Origin of the sequence: Microlunatus endophyticus (assembly GCF_014646195.1) — a bacterium.
Lineage (GTDB): Bacteria > Actinomycetota > Actinomycetes > Propionibacteriales > Propionibacteriaceae > Microlunatus > Microlunatus endophyticus.
In genome coordinates this window covers 714,351-730,635 of the sequence record NZ_BMMZ01000001.1, presented here as the reverse complement: position 1 = coordinate 730,635, position 16,285 = coordinate 714,351, and the positions used below count along the sequence as shown (strand labels likewise).

11 protein-coding genes are annotated in these 16,285 nt (G+C 67.7%); 2 read left to right on the top strand and 9 right to left on the bottom strand.

Features of this window, described 5'->3' with window-relative positions; translation table 11 throughout:
* Positions 1-2 precede the first annotated feature (2 nt).
* Positions 3-1,415 carry a sigma 54-interacting transcriptional regulator gene (locus tag IEY07_RS03520; protein ID WP_188893741.1) on the bottom strand — a complete coding sequence of 471 codons (1,413 nt, stop codon included), beginning with the start codon at positions 1,413-1,415 and terminating at the stop codon, positions 3-5.
* A gap of 176 nt (positions 1,416-1,591) precedes the next feature.
* Entirely contained in the window at positions 1,592-3,253 is a 1,662-nt protein-coding gene (locus IEY07_RS03515; protein WP_188893740.1) for a glycosyltransferase family 61 protein, read from the bottom strand.
* 300 nt (positions 3,254-3,553) lie between these two features.
* Here IEY07_RS03515 and sepH point away from each other — a divergent pair, with 300 nt between their 5' ends.
* Positions 3,554-4,963: a septation protein SepH gene (sepH, locus tag IEY07_RS03510; RefSeq protein WP_268239182.1), complete on the top strand. Its 1,410-nt coding sequence runs from the start codon at positions 3,554-3,556 to the stop codon at positions 4,961-4,963.
* Between the two features lie 48 nt (positions 4,964-5,011).
* Here sepH and IEY07_RS03505 read toward each other — a convergent pair whose 3' ends face one another.
* Positions 5,012-5,968: a GIY-YIG nuclease family protein gene (locus IEY07_RS03505; protein WP_188893738.1), complete on the bottom strand. Its 957-nt coding sequence runs from the start codon at positions 5,966-5,968 to the stop codon at positions 5,012-5,014.
* Positions 5,969-5,984: 16 nt separating this feature from the next.
* A complete protein-coding gene (locus IEY07_RS03500; RefSeq protein WP_188893737.1) occupies positions 5,985-6,821 on the bottom strand; it encodes a sulfurtransferase in 837 nt (278 codons plus the stop codon).
* Positions 6,822-6,946: 125 nt separating this feature from the next.
* Between IEY07_RS03500 and IEY07_RS03495 the strand changes: the two genes are divergently transcribed.
* Positions 6,947-8,479, top strand: a complete 1,533-nt coding sequence (locus IEY07_RS03495; protein ID WP_188893736.1) for a serine hydrolase domain-containing protein — start codon at positions 6,947-6,949, stop codon at positions 8,477-8,479.
* A gap of 86 nt (positions 8,480-8,565) precedes the next feature.
* On the opposite strand, the gene IEY07_RS03490 is transcribed toward IEY07_RS03495, so the two are convergent.
* The 5 genes from IEY07_RS03490 to IEY07_RS03470 form a co-directional block, all read right to left on the bottom strand.
* Positions 8,566-9,267, bottom strand: a complete 702-nt coding sequence (locus IEY07_RS03490; protein WP_188893735.1) for a thymidine kinase — start codon at positions 9,265-9,267, stop codon at positions 8,566-8,568.
* A gap of 109 nt (positions 9,268-9,376) precedes the next feature.
* Positions 9,377-10,600: an alkaline phosphatase family protein gene (locus IEY07_RS03485; protein ID WP_229669653.1), complete on the bottom strand. Its 1,224-nt coding sequence runs from the start codon at positions 10,598-10,600 to the stop codon at positions 9,377-9,379.
* Positions 10,597-11,181, bottom strand: a complete 585-nt coding sequence (locus IEY07_RS03480) for a DUF5998 family protein (protein ID WP_188893734.1) — start codon at positions 11,179-11,181, stop codon at positions 10,597-10,599. The genes IEY07_RS03485 and IEY07_RS03480 overlap by 4 nt, the downstream gene beginning before the upstream one ends.
* A gap of 75 nt (positions 11,182-11,256) precedes the next feature.
* The gene (locus IEY07_RS03475; protein WP_444543313.1) at positions 11,257-13,914 is read right to left on the bottom strand and encodes a GNAT family N-acetyltransferase; all 2,658 of its coding nucleotides are present in this window, start codon (positions 13,912-13,914) and stop codon (positions 11,257-11,259) included.
* A 73-nt stretch (positions 13,915-13,987) separates the two neighbouring features.
* Entirely contained in the window at positions 13,988-16,270 is a 2,283-nt protein-coding gene (locus IEY07_RS03470) for a glycoside hydrolase family 43 protein (protein ID WP_229669652.1), read from the bottom strand.
* Between the last annotated feature and the right edge of the window lie 15 nt (positions 16,271-16,285).

The following is a 16,285-nucleotide window of genomic DNA, read 5'->3' as shown; positions in this document are numbered from 1 at the left end:
GATCAGCCGCCGTAGACCGTACGACCGTCGACGACATCCTTTTCGATCCGCCGCGTCAGATACAGGCCTTCGAGCACGAATTCGACGGCGGCGGCGACCTCACCCCGCCCGGCGTCGTCGCCGTAGCCCAGCCGGTCCAGCACCCGGGACAACCCCGACAAGGTGCCGAACTGGCCCAGCAACTCGTCGGCAGCGACCAGGTCACCGGTCTCCACCACCGAACCCTCGGCAAAGATCTGGGTGAAGGCCGAAAGATCAACTCCGCTGAGCCGCTCTCGGAAGGTCTCGGCCACCGCGAGCTTGAGCAGATGATCAAGGACCGCGGCCTCCCGGCCCTCCTCGCCCATCTCGAATTCGATCTTGCCGAGCAATGTCGGCAGGATCTGCGGAAGATCACCGATCCGGGCCACTGCGTCCGGTTCGCCGGTGCGGGCCGAGCGGCGCAGCGCTGATGCACTGACCGCCTCGGTCGCTGCGATCGAGAACCGGGCCGAGACGCCGGACCGCTGATCGACCGACGGAGATTCCCTCAGGCCTCGGCTGAGCCGCGCAATCACCTCGAGCAGATGATCACCCACTTCGGCCACCAGCTGCGCCTCCTGCCGCAGCAGCTGCGCCTCGTCGGAGATGTCGGACAGGTAGTGGGTCCTGATCTCGCCGCCGAAACGGTCCTTGAGCGGGGTGATGATCCGACCGCGGTTGGTGTAGTCCTCGGGGTTGGCGGTCGCGATCACCAGCACGTCCAGCGGCAGCCGGATCGAATAGCCGCGGACCTGGATGTCACGCTCCTCCAGCACATTGAACAAGGCCACCTGGATGCGCTCGGCAAGGTCCGGTAGCTCGTTCAGGCCGAAGACTCCGCGGTGCGTGCGCGGCACCAGGCCGTAGTGGATGGTCTCCGGATCGCCGAGGGTGCGGCCCTCGGCGACCTTGACCGGGTCGACGTCGCCGATCAGGTCACCGACGGACGTATCGGGAGTGGCCAGTTTCTCGGTGTAGCGGTCATCACGGTGCCGCCAGCCGATCGGCAGCTCGTCCCCGAGCTCGGCGGCCAGTGTCCGGCAGCGGACGCACAACGGCTCGTACGGGTCGTCGTTGATCTCGCAACCGTCGACGACCGGGACCCACTCGTCCAGCAGCTTCCCGACGGTCCGCATCAGCCGGGTCTTGCCCTGGCCGCGTTCGCCTAGGAGCACGAAGTCGTGGCCGGCCAGCAGCGCGGCCTCGAGCTCGGGCAGCACGGTGTCCTCGAAGCCGACGATGCCCGGGAACGCGGTCTCACCGGACCTCAGCCGATCGAGCAGATTGGCGCGGATCTCTTCCTTGACTCCGCGAGTGCGATATCCGGAGGCCTTTAGCTGCCCGACGGTGCGGGGGCGTTCGGCCGATGGGGTGTGGGTGGATGCCTGACTCATGACATGGAGCTCCTGTGATCATCCCGCTGCCTGGCCGATCCACGACCTCGCGTCATCACGAGCAGTCGGAATGGGTCGTGCGGGCTGACTATTGGGCGGACAGGAATGGAGGGCTCAGTAGAGACGCTACTCACGCTAACCCCTCGCGCAAGAGCCGTCTGACCAGGTCGACCTGGTCAGAGCAGCTGCAACACGTCGCTCAGCTCGCGCTCCAGGACCAGCTGATCTGCCTCATCGCGCTCGGATGCCGTATCGGCTTGGCCAGGTGCGGTCGTGTGACCGAGATGGTGAACTGCTCCCCCCGCCAGCGCGGCATGGATTGTCGCTCGGCGATGACCCAATGGATCCGAACCGACTACGACATAGGTCTGGGGGCAGTCAGGCATGAATGCCGTCATCGCCGACATACCGCGGCCCGCGACGACCTCGGCCTGCCGCACAACTGCGGCCAACTCAGGCAGTGCACACTCCTCAGGCACGATAACGGCGAACCCATTTGCCTGTAACAGCTGAATGACTGATTCAGGCTGTCCCGAGGCCCGAGGATTGATGAGCACACGCTTATGTCGCGGTGGAGAACCCGGTCCAGACCGGTCGGCCAGGCCCGCGGAAATCCGATGCCACGGGATTTTCACTTCGGGATGGGCAAACGTGTCCGCACCGTCCCCCCACACCGCGTCGGCAGAAATCAGCGCTTCGACCTTCACACATTCCTGCACCCCGACTATCTCGGAGGGATCGATACCGTACGCGGTCAGCATCGCGATGAGCAGGTCGTCATGTTCCAGCCCCCGGCTGGTGTACACGGCCTTAAGATCGGGAAACCTTGCCTTCGCGATGTCCCATCCCCACAAACGAGATGCGACTTCGGAGACCGTACGAGCGATGTCCAGTCCCGGTGGGACATCGACCGAATAGGCGACGCCAGAGATTTCGTTGGTTGGCTGAATCTCCTCGACACGGACGAAACCTGCCTGGGGCGGCTGGTTTCGCGTCATCGAGGCCGGATCCACGCCAGTCGACCCGGGAAGCACGCAGTAGTTGGCCATGATCAGTCCGGGCGGCGACCAGACGACATCCCCTGCGTAACAGCGCAGATAGATCCGCGGATACGTGACGTCTTCCCCGAAAGCGGCGCCGACGGCTCCTGAGAAATCCCTCGACGAGGGGCTGAACGTTCCTGCATCCAACGCAGACAGCAGCCGGAGCTGCACTCCCCCGTCGCGCTTCGGGAGAATTCCATTGACCTTGGCCGAGGTGAGCTTCGGCAGGTGGACGCCGCGCTTGGTCAAGATCACTACTTGCCGGTTGACAGCGATATCCTCCACGGCGTCCAGATACTCCCGATCGTCGCTCCTGCGGGCATCCAGGGAGTCCAACCACGTAGCCAGCCGCGGATCGGGTCGCCTGGCGGTCCTACGGTCGACTATGTACAGGCCGCCAGGTCGCAGGTCAAGAAACATCGATCGCCAGACCCGCGCTCGGACAATGTCGCGCCGATCTCGAAGATCGATGATCACGTCGTGCGGCCCGACGGTCCTCAGTCGTTCTTGTACCTGAAGGTAGCCCGCAGCGAGGTGGCATCTGATGCCCTCACTCGCATACCCCGTGGGATCGGAGTAGGGCGGAAGGACCAGGTCGATGGTGCTCTTCGATAGCCGGCCCAACCATTCGCGCAACAAAGTCCGCTGGCTCAGATCCGTCAGTATCCCCACTTTCAACCCACATTCGGGCAGCAGGTGCGCGAACCGACCGAGCGGATCATGGCGGCCCTGGTGGTCGAGGGCCCGGGTATTCGGGTGGAGACTTCCGTGACCGGTGACGTCCCACAGTGTCATCAGACCCCCTGAAGCCAAGCTCGACCGGCAGGCCGACCAGTCCTAATCCGTCCTGGCACCGCACAGTATCGTTGCTCTCCATCACGTCGGCGCCGACGCCCGGGGCCAGGCAGACCTCAGCACGTTCCTCTGGTTGACTCTGCCGCGTGCTGACTGATCAGGACCAAACGGAAGGTCAATCGGGCAACCACCGTTGGCACGCTTGCCGCGCCTGCAGCGTCCGGGCGAACAGTCGAGGTAGGTTGATTCCCCAAGGCGAGTGGATTGGGATGGATCGAGAGAGCGAGGCACGACCCATCGATGCGTACGGCACGACCGGTGGGACACAGCGATGACGGACAGTTCATCATCGTCGAGACCTCCGACGGCGAGTCGATCTCCATCCCTGTCGACGATGGGTTGCGCGCAGCCTTACGGAACCGGCCACGACGACACCTGGAGAACGAGATGGAGCAATCGATGACACCTCGCGAGATCCAGATGAAGATCCGTGCCGGCGCCTCGGTCGAGGAGATCGTCGAGAGTTCCGGGATGCCGGTCGAGAGGGTCGAGGCCTTCGCCGCGCCGGTGATCGCCGAGCGCAACCACATCGCCGGGCTGGCACAGACCGGATCGGTCCGACGCACCGGCGAACCGAGCGGACACCGTACGTTGCGGGCCGCGGTCAACGAGCGGCTCAAAGAACGCGGCGTCGATCCGGACACGGTGACCTGGGACGCGTTCAAGATGGACGACGGTCGTTGGTCGGTCAGCGCTGCCTACCGGCTGGAACAGGCCGACCGAGACGCGGTCTTCTACTTCGACCAGCGCGGCAGATTCTCCGTCGCAGGCAATGACGACGCCCGCTGGGCGATCGGCGAGCAAAGCGAGGATGCCCGTCGCACGAGCGTCAGGGAGCGGGCCGAGGAATTCGACTCCGAGCCGACCCTCAAGCTGGCGGGCCCTGCTGATGAACTTGCCCTGGTGCGCGCAATCGAGACCAACGAGCCGACACCTGAGCCTGAACCTGCGCGCGAGCCTGAGCGCTCGCCCGAACCTGAACCGCAGCCTGAGGCTCGTTCTGATCCGGAGCCCGACGATGAGACCCACAGCAAGGCTGAAGCTGAGCCTGAGACCGAGTTCGAGGCGGTGGTCGAGGTCGTCGACTACCAGGCGGTCGTCGCTGATGACGGCGATCCGGAGGCATCGAGCGCGATCCCGGACCAGTCGTCGCAGCTGGACCTGCTCTACGAACTGCTCGGCAACGATGGTTTCGCCGAGGACTCGATCCGGGTCTTCGAGGGACTGAGCGACGCGGTCGCCGTGCCCGATGTCGCCGACAGCGGCTGGCAGCCGCCTGAGGATGAAGCCGAGACCCCGGACGGGACCGAGATCGCGGATCAGACCGAAGGCCGCGCTGACGAGGCCGAGCCGGCCGATTCCGTTGCAGACCCCGAGCCGACGGTCCCGGTCATCAAGCCCGGCGAGCCCGTCCAGCCCGACATCTTCGCTGACGGTGCGACCCAGGAGACGCTCCCCGGTGCAGATCCTGAGCCCGATGGTGAGCCTGAACTCAAGGTTGAGCCTGAGCCTGAAGTCGCGACCGAGACTGAACCTTCCCCCGAGCCGCCCGCGGAGAAGCCGGCGGCGAAGTCCAAGAAGCGGAAACGAGCTGCCGTGCCGAGCTGGGACGAGATCATGTTCGGCAGCCCGGGCCCCAAGGGCAAGTGACAGGGTAAGGATCAGCACCTGATCGCAGCCGCGGGGGCCATCGTGGTGCTAGTCGGCGACGTGCCGTAGCGCCGCGGCCAGGCGGGCATTGCTCTCGGTGAAGTCTCGCCACTGCGATGGAGTCGCTGCGACACGCTGCCGGGACGCCCGGTCCCCCAGATCGCGGATCTGCCATCCCCGGATCCGGCCCGATCGCAGCGTGAACCGGACCAGAACGCCGTCGTGCCAGCCGTACAGATCCCGCTCGTCGACCGTACGGCCGTCCGCTCCGATCGCCACCCGCTGTGGCGCCAGCAGCCAGGTCGCGGCGGCCAACTCCTGATGGATCTGCCCAGCCAGTTCGTACGAGTGCTGCCGGGATGCCGTGTCCCGGCGCAACTCGAGCGCGGCCAGGAATTCCGCGACAGCGGACGGCCGGCGTTCCAACACCGCGATCACGGAGGCGACCATGCGGTCGCGATCCTGGACGCCGACGCCACGGATCCGGCCGAGATCGCGTTCCGCGCCGCTGAGTTGTTCGCGGGCGTAGATCATCGGATGGACGCGATGGATCGCGCTCGCCAGCAGCCGTACCTTCGTGCCACCCAGGAACGGTCCGAAGATCAACTCGTCGTCGGGAGGAAGCCCGGTCTCATGCACCACCTGCACCCGAGCCCGGCCCCGGTCGAGGATGATCATCAGCCCCACCTCGGCACCGCCGAGTGCCCGGTTCCAGCGTGGCCGGGATTCCTCCAACAGCAACCGTTCCAGCCAACTCGCTTCATGGGCCGAAGCGCAGACCGCGGCCTCCACTCGTACGATCTGGGGCACCATCCGGCGCAGATGCCGTCGGTCCCCGAGATCGCCCCAGTAGGAGCGGACCCTGCGCCGCAGCCGGACCGCCCGGCCGATGTAGAGCGCACGACCGGAGGCGTCGCGAAACCGGTAAACGCCCGGCTCGTCGGGCAGCCGGGCGATCACCTCACCGATCGACCCGGCGCCAGCTGTCGACTGCCTGTCGGTCACAGCAACTGCTGCGAACTCAGGGCTTGTCGCCGGTGGCGACCGGACGGTCCGGATCGGTGATCCAGTCGCTCCACGATCCGGGGTAGATCGTCGGAATCGGCAGCCCCGCCGAGGCTCGGGCCAGCGCGGTGTGGGCGGCGGTGATGCCGGAACCGCAGTAGACGACGTCCTCGGTGCCCGCCTCGGGAAAGTGCGCGGCGATCTCCGCAGCCGCACGGAATCGGCCTGATCCGTCGACGTTGACCATCGAGGGCACGTTGACCGCACCGGGCACATGACCGGCCACCGGGTCGATCGGCTCGGACTCCCCTGCATACCGCTCAGCGCCCCGGACGTCGATGATCAGCGGAGCCGTGCCGTCAGCGACCCGTGCCGCCAGTTGATCACCGTCGATCCGCGGTAGCTGCCCCGGGTGGGCGATGAAGTCACCGGCCAAAGGCGTCCCACCCGGACCGTCCTCGGTCGGCTGTCCCGCCTGGATCCAGGCCGCGTACCCGCCGTTGAGCACCCGCACCTCGCCGTGGCCGGCGTCGGTGAGCATCCACCACAGCCTGGCCGCTGCCAGCCCGTTGTCGGCGTCGTAGACGATCACCGGCAGGTCGGACCGTACGCCGGCCCGGCGCATAGCCGACTCGAAGTGCGCCTGTTCGGGCAGTGGGTGCCGCCCACCGGGGCGCTCGTGGTCGGACAGGTCGTTCTCCAGATCGACCCAGCGGGCTCCCGGAACATGACCGGCCAGGAAGTCAGGCTCCCGCGACGGGCCGCCCAACGTCCAGCGCACGTCCAGCACCGTGCCCGGCGCAGCCGAGTCCAGCAGTGCGGCCAGTTCGTCGACCTCGATCAGCACACCCATCGGTTGCCGCCCCTCCTGTCAGCGCGCGTCTCTTCAGCGCACGTCCGGTTCATCCTGCACTCATCCGCATGCCCATCCTGGCATCCTCCTGGCCTGATCCTGCACGGCATCTATAGGCTGACAACGTGTCAACGTCGCCTCAGCCCTCGCCCCTCACGTCACCGTCAACCCCGGCACCATCAACCCAGGCACCGACGGTTCCGCCCTTCGAACGGGCCACCCCGGAGAGCCAGGGCGTTGACCCGGCCGCGATCAACGCCTTCCTCGATTCGGTGCAAGACGCCGAAGGCATCGAGCCGCACAGCCTGATCATCGTCCGGCACGACCGGATCATCAGTGAGGGCTGGTGGGGGCCGTACGGCCCGGATCACGTGCACCTGCTTTACTCGCTGTCCAAGAGCTTCACCTCGACCGCCGCCGGTCTGGCCCAGGCCGAGGGGCTGCTGTCGCTGGACGACAAGGTCGTCGACATCTTCCCCGAACACGCCGACGCGGTCGTCGATCCGCGGTCGAACGAGCTGACCCTGCGGCAGCTGGTCCGGATGGCGACCGGGCATCGCGAGGACGCCCTGGAGCGTGCCTACCGCAACTCCCCCGATGATCTTGTCCGCGGCTTCCTGTCGGTACCGCTGGACGAGGATCCCGGGACCATCTTCTGCTACAACAACGTCGCCACCTTCGTCGTCGGCGCCGCGGTGCAGAAGCGATCCGGGCAGAGCCTGGTCGACTTCCTGGCGCCCCGGCTCTTCCAGCCGCTCGGCATCGACAGCTGCTACTGGCAGACCGACAACCGGGGCCGCAACCTCGGCTTCTCCGGGCTGCACCTGACCACCGGGTCGATCGCCCGTTTCGGCCGGTTGATCATCGACGGTGGTCGGATCGGCGACCGGCAGCTGCTCGATCCGCAGTGGCTGGCCGAAGCGACCTCGTACCAGACCGACAACAGCAGCCAGGAGAATCCGGACTGGAGCCAGGGGTACGGCTACCAGTTCTGGATGGCGCGGCACGGTTTCCGCGGCGACGGGGCGTACGGGCAGTTCTGCGTCGTCCTGCCGGAGCAGGATGCAGTGGTCGCCATCACCAGCGCCTCGTCGGACATGCAGGGCATCCTGGACCGGATCTGGGAGCACCTGCTGCCGGCTTTCGGTGACCAGCCGCAGCCTGCCGATGACAACGCCGATGCCGCGTTGGCCGAGCGGTTGGCGGGATTGACCCTGACCCCGGTCGGCGCCGAGGACTGGCAGCCGCAGCCGATCCCGGAGCCGGTCAACAACCCGGCGACGAATCGCGACCCCGTCCGGGTGATCAAGGTCGACCAGGACGGTGATGTGATCACACTGACCCTTGATCATGATCAGCAGGCCGTCGGAGCACCGTTGCGGCCGAGCACCGACGATGTGGTGCAGCTCGAGATCAACTGCGGAGTCGGGCACTGGGTCGCCAACACGATCGCGATCGGTGATCACACACTGGCCTGCTCAGGCAGCGCCGTGGCCGGATCCGACGGCACCATCGACGCCGAGCTCTCCTTCATCAACACCCCGCACCGACTGCGGCTGCGGCACACCGCCGACGGGACTCGTTCGGGCTGGATCACCGAACCGCTCGGCGAGCCCTACCCGGAGAATCTCGCGATCAAGCTCGTCGACCTCAGCTGAGGCCAGGCCCGCCGCCGGACGCGCGTGGTCACAACCTCGGTGCTGGCGAGCATCGGCGGCGGTGAGCGGTCGGTGCCGGACCGAGATCAGTGCAGCCGATCGGTGGATTCGTCGTAGAAGCCCGGTTCCTCGCCGAACGGCAGCGGGTCCGACAGTGTCGCCCGGGCGACCGCCCGGGTCACGCCCCGGCGATGGTGCTGGCGGCACAGCACCTCGTACGCGTACTGCGGCTGATCATGATCAGCATCCTGGTCGTCCGGTGCCGTGTCGCCGACCACGACCTGATCGCCCTCGGTCACCATCTGACCGTCGACGGTACGCGCGTTGTGGGTGGCCCGCGCGCCGCACCAGCACAGGGCCCGTACCTGCAGGGTCTCCATCCGGTCCGCCAGCTCGACCAGTCGCTGAGAGCCGGGAAAGATCTTGGTCTGGAAATCGGTCAGGATCCCGAAGGTGAAGACGTCGAGCTGCAACTCGTCTGCCAGCCGTGCGAGCTGGTCGATCTGTCCCGGCTGGTAGAACTGCGCCTCGTCGCAGATCAGATAGTCGATCCGCTGCCCGTTGGTCAGCTCCCCGACGACATAGGACCAGAAGTCGAGTTCCTCGGTGACCTCGACGGCCGGCCTTCGCAGCCCGAGCCGGGAGGAGATGATCGAATCGCCCGCCCGGTCGCGGCTGGTGAACAGCCGCCCGAGCCGGCCGGTATTGCTGTGGGTGTAGTCGATCTGCAGCGCCAGCGTCGACTTGCCACAATCCATCGGACCCGTGAAGAACACCAACTCAGCCACGAGGGTCCATCCTGCCAGTTCCAGCGGCAACCTCGCTCCCGCCGGGTCCGCACCGGCGGTCCTCGCTTCCCGCCGGGGCGTTCGCTTCTCGGGGACCGGAGCCCGGCAGCTAGCCGACGAGCAGCGGGACGGTCATCTCCGCCGGGGTGAGCGAACCGTGCATGCCGACCAGCCCATGCTCCCGCGTCTGGGTCTGGGTCATCACCGCCCAGTCGTCGCGCAGTGCGACCAGGACGTGTCCGAAGCGTTCCCGCACCCGATCCTCCACCGGGCCGAACCAGCCGTCGTCGATGGCATCGTCGCGGGTCCGCACCCAGGCGCGCTCGCCGAGCAGATCGGCCCAGCGGGCGGCGACCAGATGCGGATTGTCGCGGTCGACGTACAACTGCCGGAAACGCGCTTCACCTGCGATCGCATCGACGCCCACCAGCAGATCCGGTTCATCCTCGGCGACGAACCGGTGTCCCGGCCGGATGTCGACCATGCCGTGATCACCGGTGATGATCATGGTCACCTCGTCGGGCAACAGGTCGCGCAACAGGGCGAGCCGGCGGTCGATCTGGGTCAGCGCATCCAGCCAGTCGCCGGACTCGCACCCGTAGGCGTGGCCGGCATGATCAAGATCGCGTTCATAGGCGTACACCAGGCTGCGACTGCCGCGCAGTGCCGCCTCGGTGATCAATTCGCACCGGCGTCGATCGCTGCTCTTGTTGGCAAAACCGACGAATTCGGCGCCGCGCTGGGCGGCGATCGTCAGCCCGCTGGTGGCGAAATGCTGCGGTGACACCGACGTCACCGCGACACCGGCCGCCAGCGCCCGCTCGAAGATCGTCTGGCGCGGCTGGTAGTCCCGCGGATCGACCGGGACGTCCCAGTAGAGCGCGTTGAGCACTATGCCGAGGTCCGGCACTCGGGTGGTGTATCCGGCCATGCCGTGCTGGCCCGGCGGCAGGCCGGTGCCGAGGCTGGTCAGGCTGGTCACCGTCGTGCTCGGCACGCCCGCCGTGATCGGCCGGGCATCGCCGAGCAAGCTGGTCAGGAAGGCCGCACTGCGTACGGCCCGGCGGAGCAGATGCCAGCCCAGCCCGTCGACAAGCACCACCACGTAGCGTTGCGATCCCGGCAGGCCGAGGACGTCCTCGCAGCCCGGGACGCCCAACTGTGCGCACGCGGACGGGAGCACATCGGCCAAGGTCGAACGCTGATACGCCGGCCTGATCATCTCCGGCAGCCGGCGCGGGCCGCCCATCGCCGCACCGACCGCAACCGGTGACGACGTCCCGCTGGTGAACGTCCCCCCGTTCGCGATCGTCCCCCCGTTCGCGATCGTCACAGGGCGGCCGCCCGCTGGAGGTCGCTGGAGAATCGGACCAGCCGCGCCACCCGGTCCGCACCATTGCCGGCCGGGCTCATCCGGATGGTCAGGTCGTCGGCGACCAGGTTTCCGGTGTAGCCGTGATCGGCCTCGCAATTGGGGTCAGCACAGCCGGCCGGTTCGAGATCCAACCGGCGCATCGCCCCCCAGCCGATCGACAGCCAGGTCTCCTCGACCGGGGACGCCGCGGGTCGGAAATTCTCCGGATCCGCCACCACCCGGGTCAGAACGACGGTGTTGATGTTGCGGATCGCGATCGACTCCGTCGAGGACGATGCATAGGTGTGCTCACCGGCACCCTCCACCGCGTGATCGTCGGTGTGCCCGACCAGCAGCCGGGTCGCGGTCAGTGCAAGCACCGTCAGGTGCCGGTGGAATTCGTCCCGGTCGAAGGTGGGCTCGTAGTGCACCAGGAAGCTCAGGATCGGCTCGTCGCCGGCAGCCAGCAGCACCCCGTCCTCGACCAGATCGGGGAAGAAGCCGCACGACTCGATATCGGCACGCAGTTCCTGCCGTACGCTGATCGACGCCTGGGTCATAGGGGCCATGATTGCACGCGGTCCGGCAAGGAACCCTATCCGCATCCACAGCCCCCGGGCATCCGCTGGGGGCCGCTACAGGGTGCGGGCGAGCGGGTCGCGCTGGTCTCCTGTCGGGGCGATCTCGATCCGGGCGCCGAGCACCGAAAGGCCGTTGCGGGTGGCGATGCAGGGGGTCAACAGCAGCCAGGACAACTGCGGCAGCTCATCGGCCAGCTGGGACACCCGGTGCAGCAACTCCTCCACCCGGGCGACATCCACTCCCGGCGCACCGTGCTGACCGAACAACGTCGGGGCAGCCCGCAGATCACGCACCATCGCCGCGGCGTCGACGGTGGTCAGCGGCGGCACCCGGAATGCCTGGTCGCCGAGCAGATCGCTGGCGATGCCGGCCAGACCGAGCTCGACGATCGGGCCGAAGGCGATGTCCTCGTGGGTGGCGATCCGCAGCGGTACGCCGGCCGGCACCATCGGCTGCACCACCGGAGCCGCCGCCGCCAGACCCTTTTCAGTCTCCAGGCCCAGTTCACCGGCCAGCACGGTGAGATCCAGCCACGCCCGTCGCATCGCGTCCGGGCCGTCCAGGCTGCGGAAGACGCTGGCCAGGTCCGGCCGGCCCCTGACCCGCTCGTCGGTCGCCTTGAGCACGACATTCCAGCCGTACGCCTCCCCGGCGGCCAGCGCCTCGTCCAGCGCGTCCACCCGGCGCTGCCTGACCAGCTCGATCCCGTACGCCGCCAACAGCGCCGCCGCATCGTCGTCGGAGAGCCGCCCGCCCAGCGGGTTTCTGGCGAGCGCCTGGTTGACCACCTTGTGCGCTGCGGCCGGGTCGATGTCCTCCAGGAGCGGAACGGCTCCCTGGTCGCGTTCGCGCCAGTGCGCGTAGGCGCTGACAGCGGCCAGCGCATGGATGGCGTCGGCCGGCCCCTCGAAGATCGGCAGCGACTGCCCGGCGTCTGGCCCGTCCTCGGATTCGTCGAATTCGGTGAAGTCGAGGAAGGCGGCCAGCAGCGGTTTGGTCGTGGTCGCGGCCAACTCATCCAGTCGCCACCGGGCGGCCTGCGGGTCGGACCCGAACACCCCGATCACCGCACAGATGACCGCGTCGCAGCCGTCGTCCCGCAAGGCCTCGGCGACCAGCTCGGCCAACCGCTCCGGCGGCTGCCCCGGGCCGAGGACGACGGGATCGCCCGCCAGGATCAGGCCGGAGGCGGCCACGGTGTGCGACGACTGGTGCGCCAAGGTCTCGGAATTCATGATCAATTTCGTCCGCGGCCCGGCCGGCAGGGGCTGCCGGGCAGCAACCTGCGCGATACCGAACATTTCGTCCCGGCGATCGGTGACGATCACGCCCGACTGCCGGAAGAGCGCGTCCACGGCGGCATCGGGGGCGTACGTCTGACCATGATCATCGGGGCGCGAGGCGCGCCGCGCCCGGCCGGGCGAGACGACCACCACCGGCTTGCGCCGGGCCAACCGGCGGATGATCCGGGTGAATTTGCGCGGGTTGCCCAGACTGTCCAGCGACAGCAGGCAGATCCGGGTCTGATCATCGTCTTCCCAGTACTGCATGACGTCGTTGCCGCTGACGTCGGCGTACTCACCGGTAGAGATGAAGGACGAGATACCGATCTGCTGCCGCAGCGCGGGCGCCAGCAGCGCCACACCGACCGCCGCAGACTGGCAGAACAGCCCGACACCACCGACCCGCGGCATCGGCCCGGGGCTGGCGTTGAGCGCGACCTCGGGACTGGTGTTGATCAAGCCCAGCGCATCCGGGCCGAGCGCCCGGATCCCGTACGCCCTGGCCAGGCTCACCACCCGCGCACTGTCGGCGATGCCGATGTCGGCACCGGTCAGCACGACGATCGCGTGCGCACCCTTGTGCGCTGCGTCGATCACCGCGGCACCAAGATCATCACGTGGGATCGAGGCCACCACAAGATCGAATCTGCCGTCCACGGTCGCCAGCGACGGGCTGGTCGGCACGCCGGAGACCTCGACATCGTCGGTGCTGACCGCGACCACCTCGCCGCGGAATCCGCCGGACAGCATCGCCGTCACGATGGCCTGCGCACGCACGCCGTCACCGACCACCACCACGCGTTGTGGGTTGAGCATCCGCCGGATCGACTCGCCCTCGGCGCGATGCTCACGCCGCTCCATCACCCCGACCGAGGTGTCGGAGGGCAGGATCGGGAACTCCACTACCAGCAGGCCGTCCTCGTACTGGCGGGTCAGCCGGTAGCCCGCGTCGGCGAAGACCTGCGCCATCCGGGCATTCTCCGGGAGCACCTCGGCGACGAAGCCGGTGATCCCGCGCTCCCGCGCCGCCTCGGCCAGATGTTCCAGCAGCAACTGGCCGACACCACGGCCCTGGTGCGCGTCCTCCACAAGGAACGCCACCTCGGCCCGGTCGTCCTCCAGTCGCTCGTAGCGGCCAACCCCGATCATCTGGTCGGCGACGGTCAGGATGAAGGCCACCCGGTCGACATAGTCGACCGTGGTGAAGCGCTCCACGTCGCGCTCGCTCAGCCGTGGGTAGGGCGCGAAGAACCGCAGGTATTTCGATTCGTCCGAGACCCGCCCGTAGAAGTCGACCAGCAGATCAGCGTCGGCCGGCCGGATCGGGCGCAGCCGCGCCAGCCCACCGTCGCTGAGGACCACATCGGCCTCCCAGCCGGCCGGATAACCGGGCGGGTTCTCGCGGGGGGTGTGGGGCACGCGCCCCATCGTAGGAGGCGCGCCTTGCCGGTGCTGCGTCATTCCGGGCCGCGGCACCTGTGGCTCCCATCACTTCCCAGCATCAGTTCACGGCGTGGAACCGTACGTAGTCGAACTTCGCGTCCAGCGCGGGACTGCTGCCGCCCTGAGCGACCAGCCCGATCCGCGGCACCTCGCCGGCGCTGAAGGTCCAGACGCCGCCCCAGGTCCAGTTCCTCCCATCCCGGCTGACGGCGGCGCGGAACTGCTGCTCGCCGTCGGCGGTGCGGTGGTAGGCCAGCCGCAACCAGGTCGACCCCCTGGCGGGCCTGGCCTGGATCGAGCCGCCCCAGGAGGTCTGACCGTCGTCGGTCGCGACCAGCTGCCGCCCGAATTCGACCTGCCGGGTGTTCCAGATCGCGACTTTGTCCAGCCGGGCGAAGTCGTTGTCGTTCCGGTACGCGACCAGTCCTGCCTGCTGGTAGTTGCGGACCTCGTCGGTGCCGAGATCAAGATCGAGTTTGGTCTCGACCATCCAGTCGCCCGGGGTCGTCGGCGGATCGTGCAACAGCACCGATGCGTCGGCGTCGTCACCGGAAAGGTCACCCGCCTGCACCGGGAAGTCGAACTGGCCCTTGCTGACCGACGCCGCGGAGTCGGGCCGGATCCAGGTCCAACCGGTCAGGTCGGAATCGGAGAATTCCTCGTCCGCCAGAAGTTTCCCGGCCTTCGGTGTGGCAACCAACCTGGTCGCCTCCCGGGCAACCGGCCGGATGGTGAGGTTGTCCAGTTCGGCGCCGTGCCCACTGAAGCGGACCGGTGCGGCCGGCAGTCGTACGCCGCCGAGGCGCACCTCGGCCCCCGGATCGGCAAGATCGGATTCGCCGAGCGAGGCCTGGATCCTCGCATGATCGACTTGCACGGTCAGCGTGTGCCATCCGCTGTCCCAGCCCACGATCGTGTCGGCGCCGGTCCGGGTCCGGCCGTGGCTCGTGGTGATCACCTGCAATTGTTCGGCGGTGGGATCCACGGTCACCCTGAGCCCGTCGCCCTGGTCGCCGACCGTCACCGTCACCGGATGCCCGGTGGCCTTGAGATCGAACCGGACGCGTACCGATCCGGACGAAGCTTTGGCAACCGTCGTGGCGATTCCGTCCAACCGGGCGGTCCGGCCGGCCTGATCATCGATCGGACCTGCGGACAGCCCGCGAACGCCGTGCGCGGCCGGATCGTCGGCGGCGATGCCCAGCCCGGAGGTGGTGACCGGAGCGGCCTGCGAGGTGTCCGACGGGCCGGCGCCGGCCCGGGTCCGCGGCCAGCCGTCGATCCAGTCGATCCTGTCGATCAGCATCGGCCGCCGGTTGACCCCGAACGGATCAGTGAGCCAGGGATTGTTGCGATCGATCGCGTGGTAGACGATCCAGGTGCGTCCCTGGGCGTCGGTCGCGATCGCGTTGTGTCCGGGGCCGATGTAGGTGTTGCCGTTCTGCATGATCACGTTGGTGCCGCCGACGTACGGATCCAGCAGGCTCTGACCGTCCTGGTCGACGAACGGACCCAGCGGTGATCGCGACCGGCCGGCGTAGACCGAGTAGCCGGTCGTCGGCCCGGCGCAGCAGTTGGCGACCGAGCCCATGAAGTAGTACCAGCCGCCATGGCGGATGACGTAGCCGCCCTCGTAACGGTTGTCGATGGTGATCTGGGTGTAGTTCGTGTCCGCAGTCAGCCCGTCGGCGCTGACCTTGGCCACCCAGATGCCGCCGTTGAAACCGCCGAAATACAAGTAGTTCCGGCCGTCGACGTCGGTGAAACCGGCCGGGTCGATGGTGCCCAGGAAGTAGCCGCCCGAGGCCAACCGGGGCTTGATGATCGGCGCATCGGTCGCGGTCCACGGACCGTCGGGATTCGGCGCTGTCGCGACGCCGATCGCGTTGTCGGCGCCGTCTGCATTGAGGGTGGTGTCGGTGACCGCGAAGTAGAGCACGTAGCGTCCGTCGATGTAGCGGATGTCCGGCGCCCACAGCCCGGCGGAACCGGTCGCGTACGACGGCCGGGTCCTGTCGGTGAAGACCGTACCGCGGTACTGCCAGTGCACGAAGTCCTTGGTCCGGGCGATGTGGATCAGCCCGGGTTGATCACCGGCCTTGAGCGGATCGGCGGTCGCGTAGGCGTACCACCACCCGTTCTTGGCCTGGATGATCGACGGATCGGCGAACGTGTCGGAGAACGAATCACTGACCGCATTCGTGTAGCGCAGCGCCGCTGGGCCGGGTGGCGCGGCTGTGGCGACCGGTACCGGCCGGACGGCGACCAGGCCTCCGATCAGCATCAACAGGCCGGAGAACATGATCAAGCACTTGGTGGCAACTCCGCGGTTCATGATCATCATTGATCCTTGTCG

Coding starts and splice junctions, on each gene's coding strand:
- IEY07_RS03520 (WP_188893741.1), bottom strand. CDS start 1,415: ATGAGTCAGGCATCCACCCACACCCCATCGGCCGAACGCCCCCGCACC.
- IEY07_RS03515 (WP_188893740.1), bottom strand. CDS start 3,253: ATGACACTGTGGGACGTCACCGGTCACGGAAGTCTCCACCCGAATACC.
- sepH (WP_268239182.1), top strand. CDS start 3,554: ATGCGTACGGCACGACCGGTGGGACACAGCGATGACGGACAGTTCATC.
- IEY07_RS03500 (WP_188893737.1), bottom strand. CDS start 6,821: ATGGGTGTGCTGATCGAGGTCGACGAACTGGCCGCACTGCTGGACTCG.
- IEY07_RS03480 (WP_188893734.1), bottom strand. CDS start 11,181: ATGACCCAGGCGTCGATCAGCGTACGGCAGGAACTGCGTGCCGATATC.
- IEY07_RS03475 (WP_444543313.1), bottom strand. CDS start 13,914: ATGGGGCGCGTGCCCCACACCCCCCGCGAGAACCCGCCCGGTTATCCG.
- IEY07_RS03470 (WP_229669652.1), bottom strand. CDS start 16,270: ATGATCATGAACCGCGGAGTTGCCACCAAGTGCTTGATCATGTTCTCC.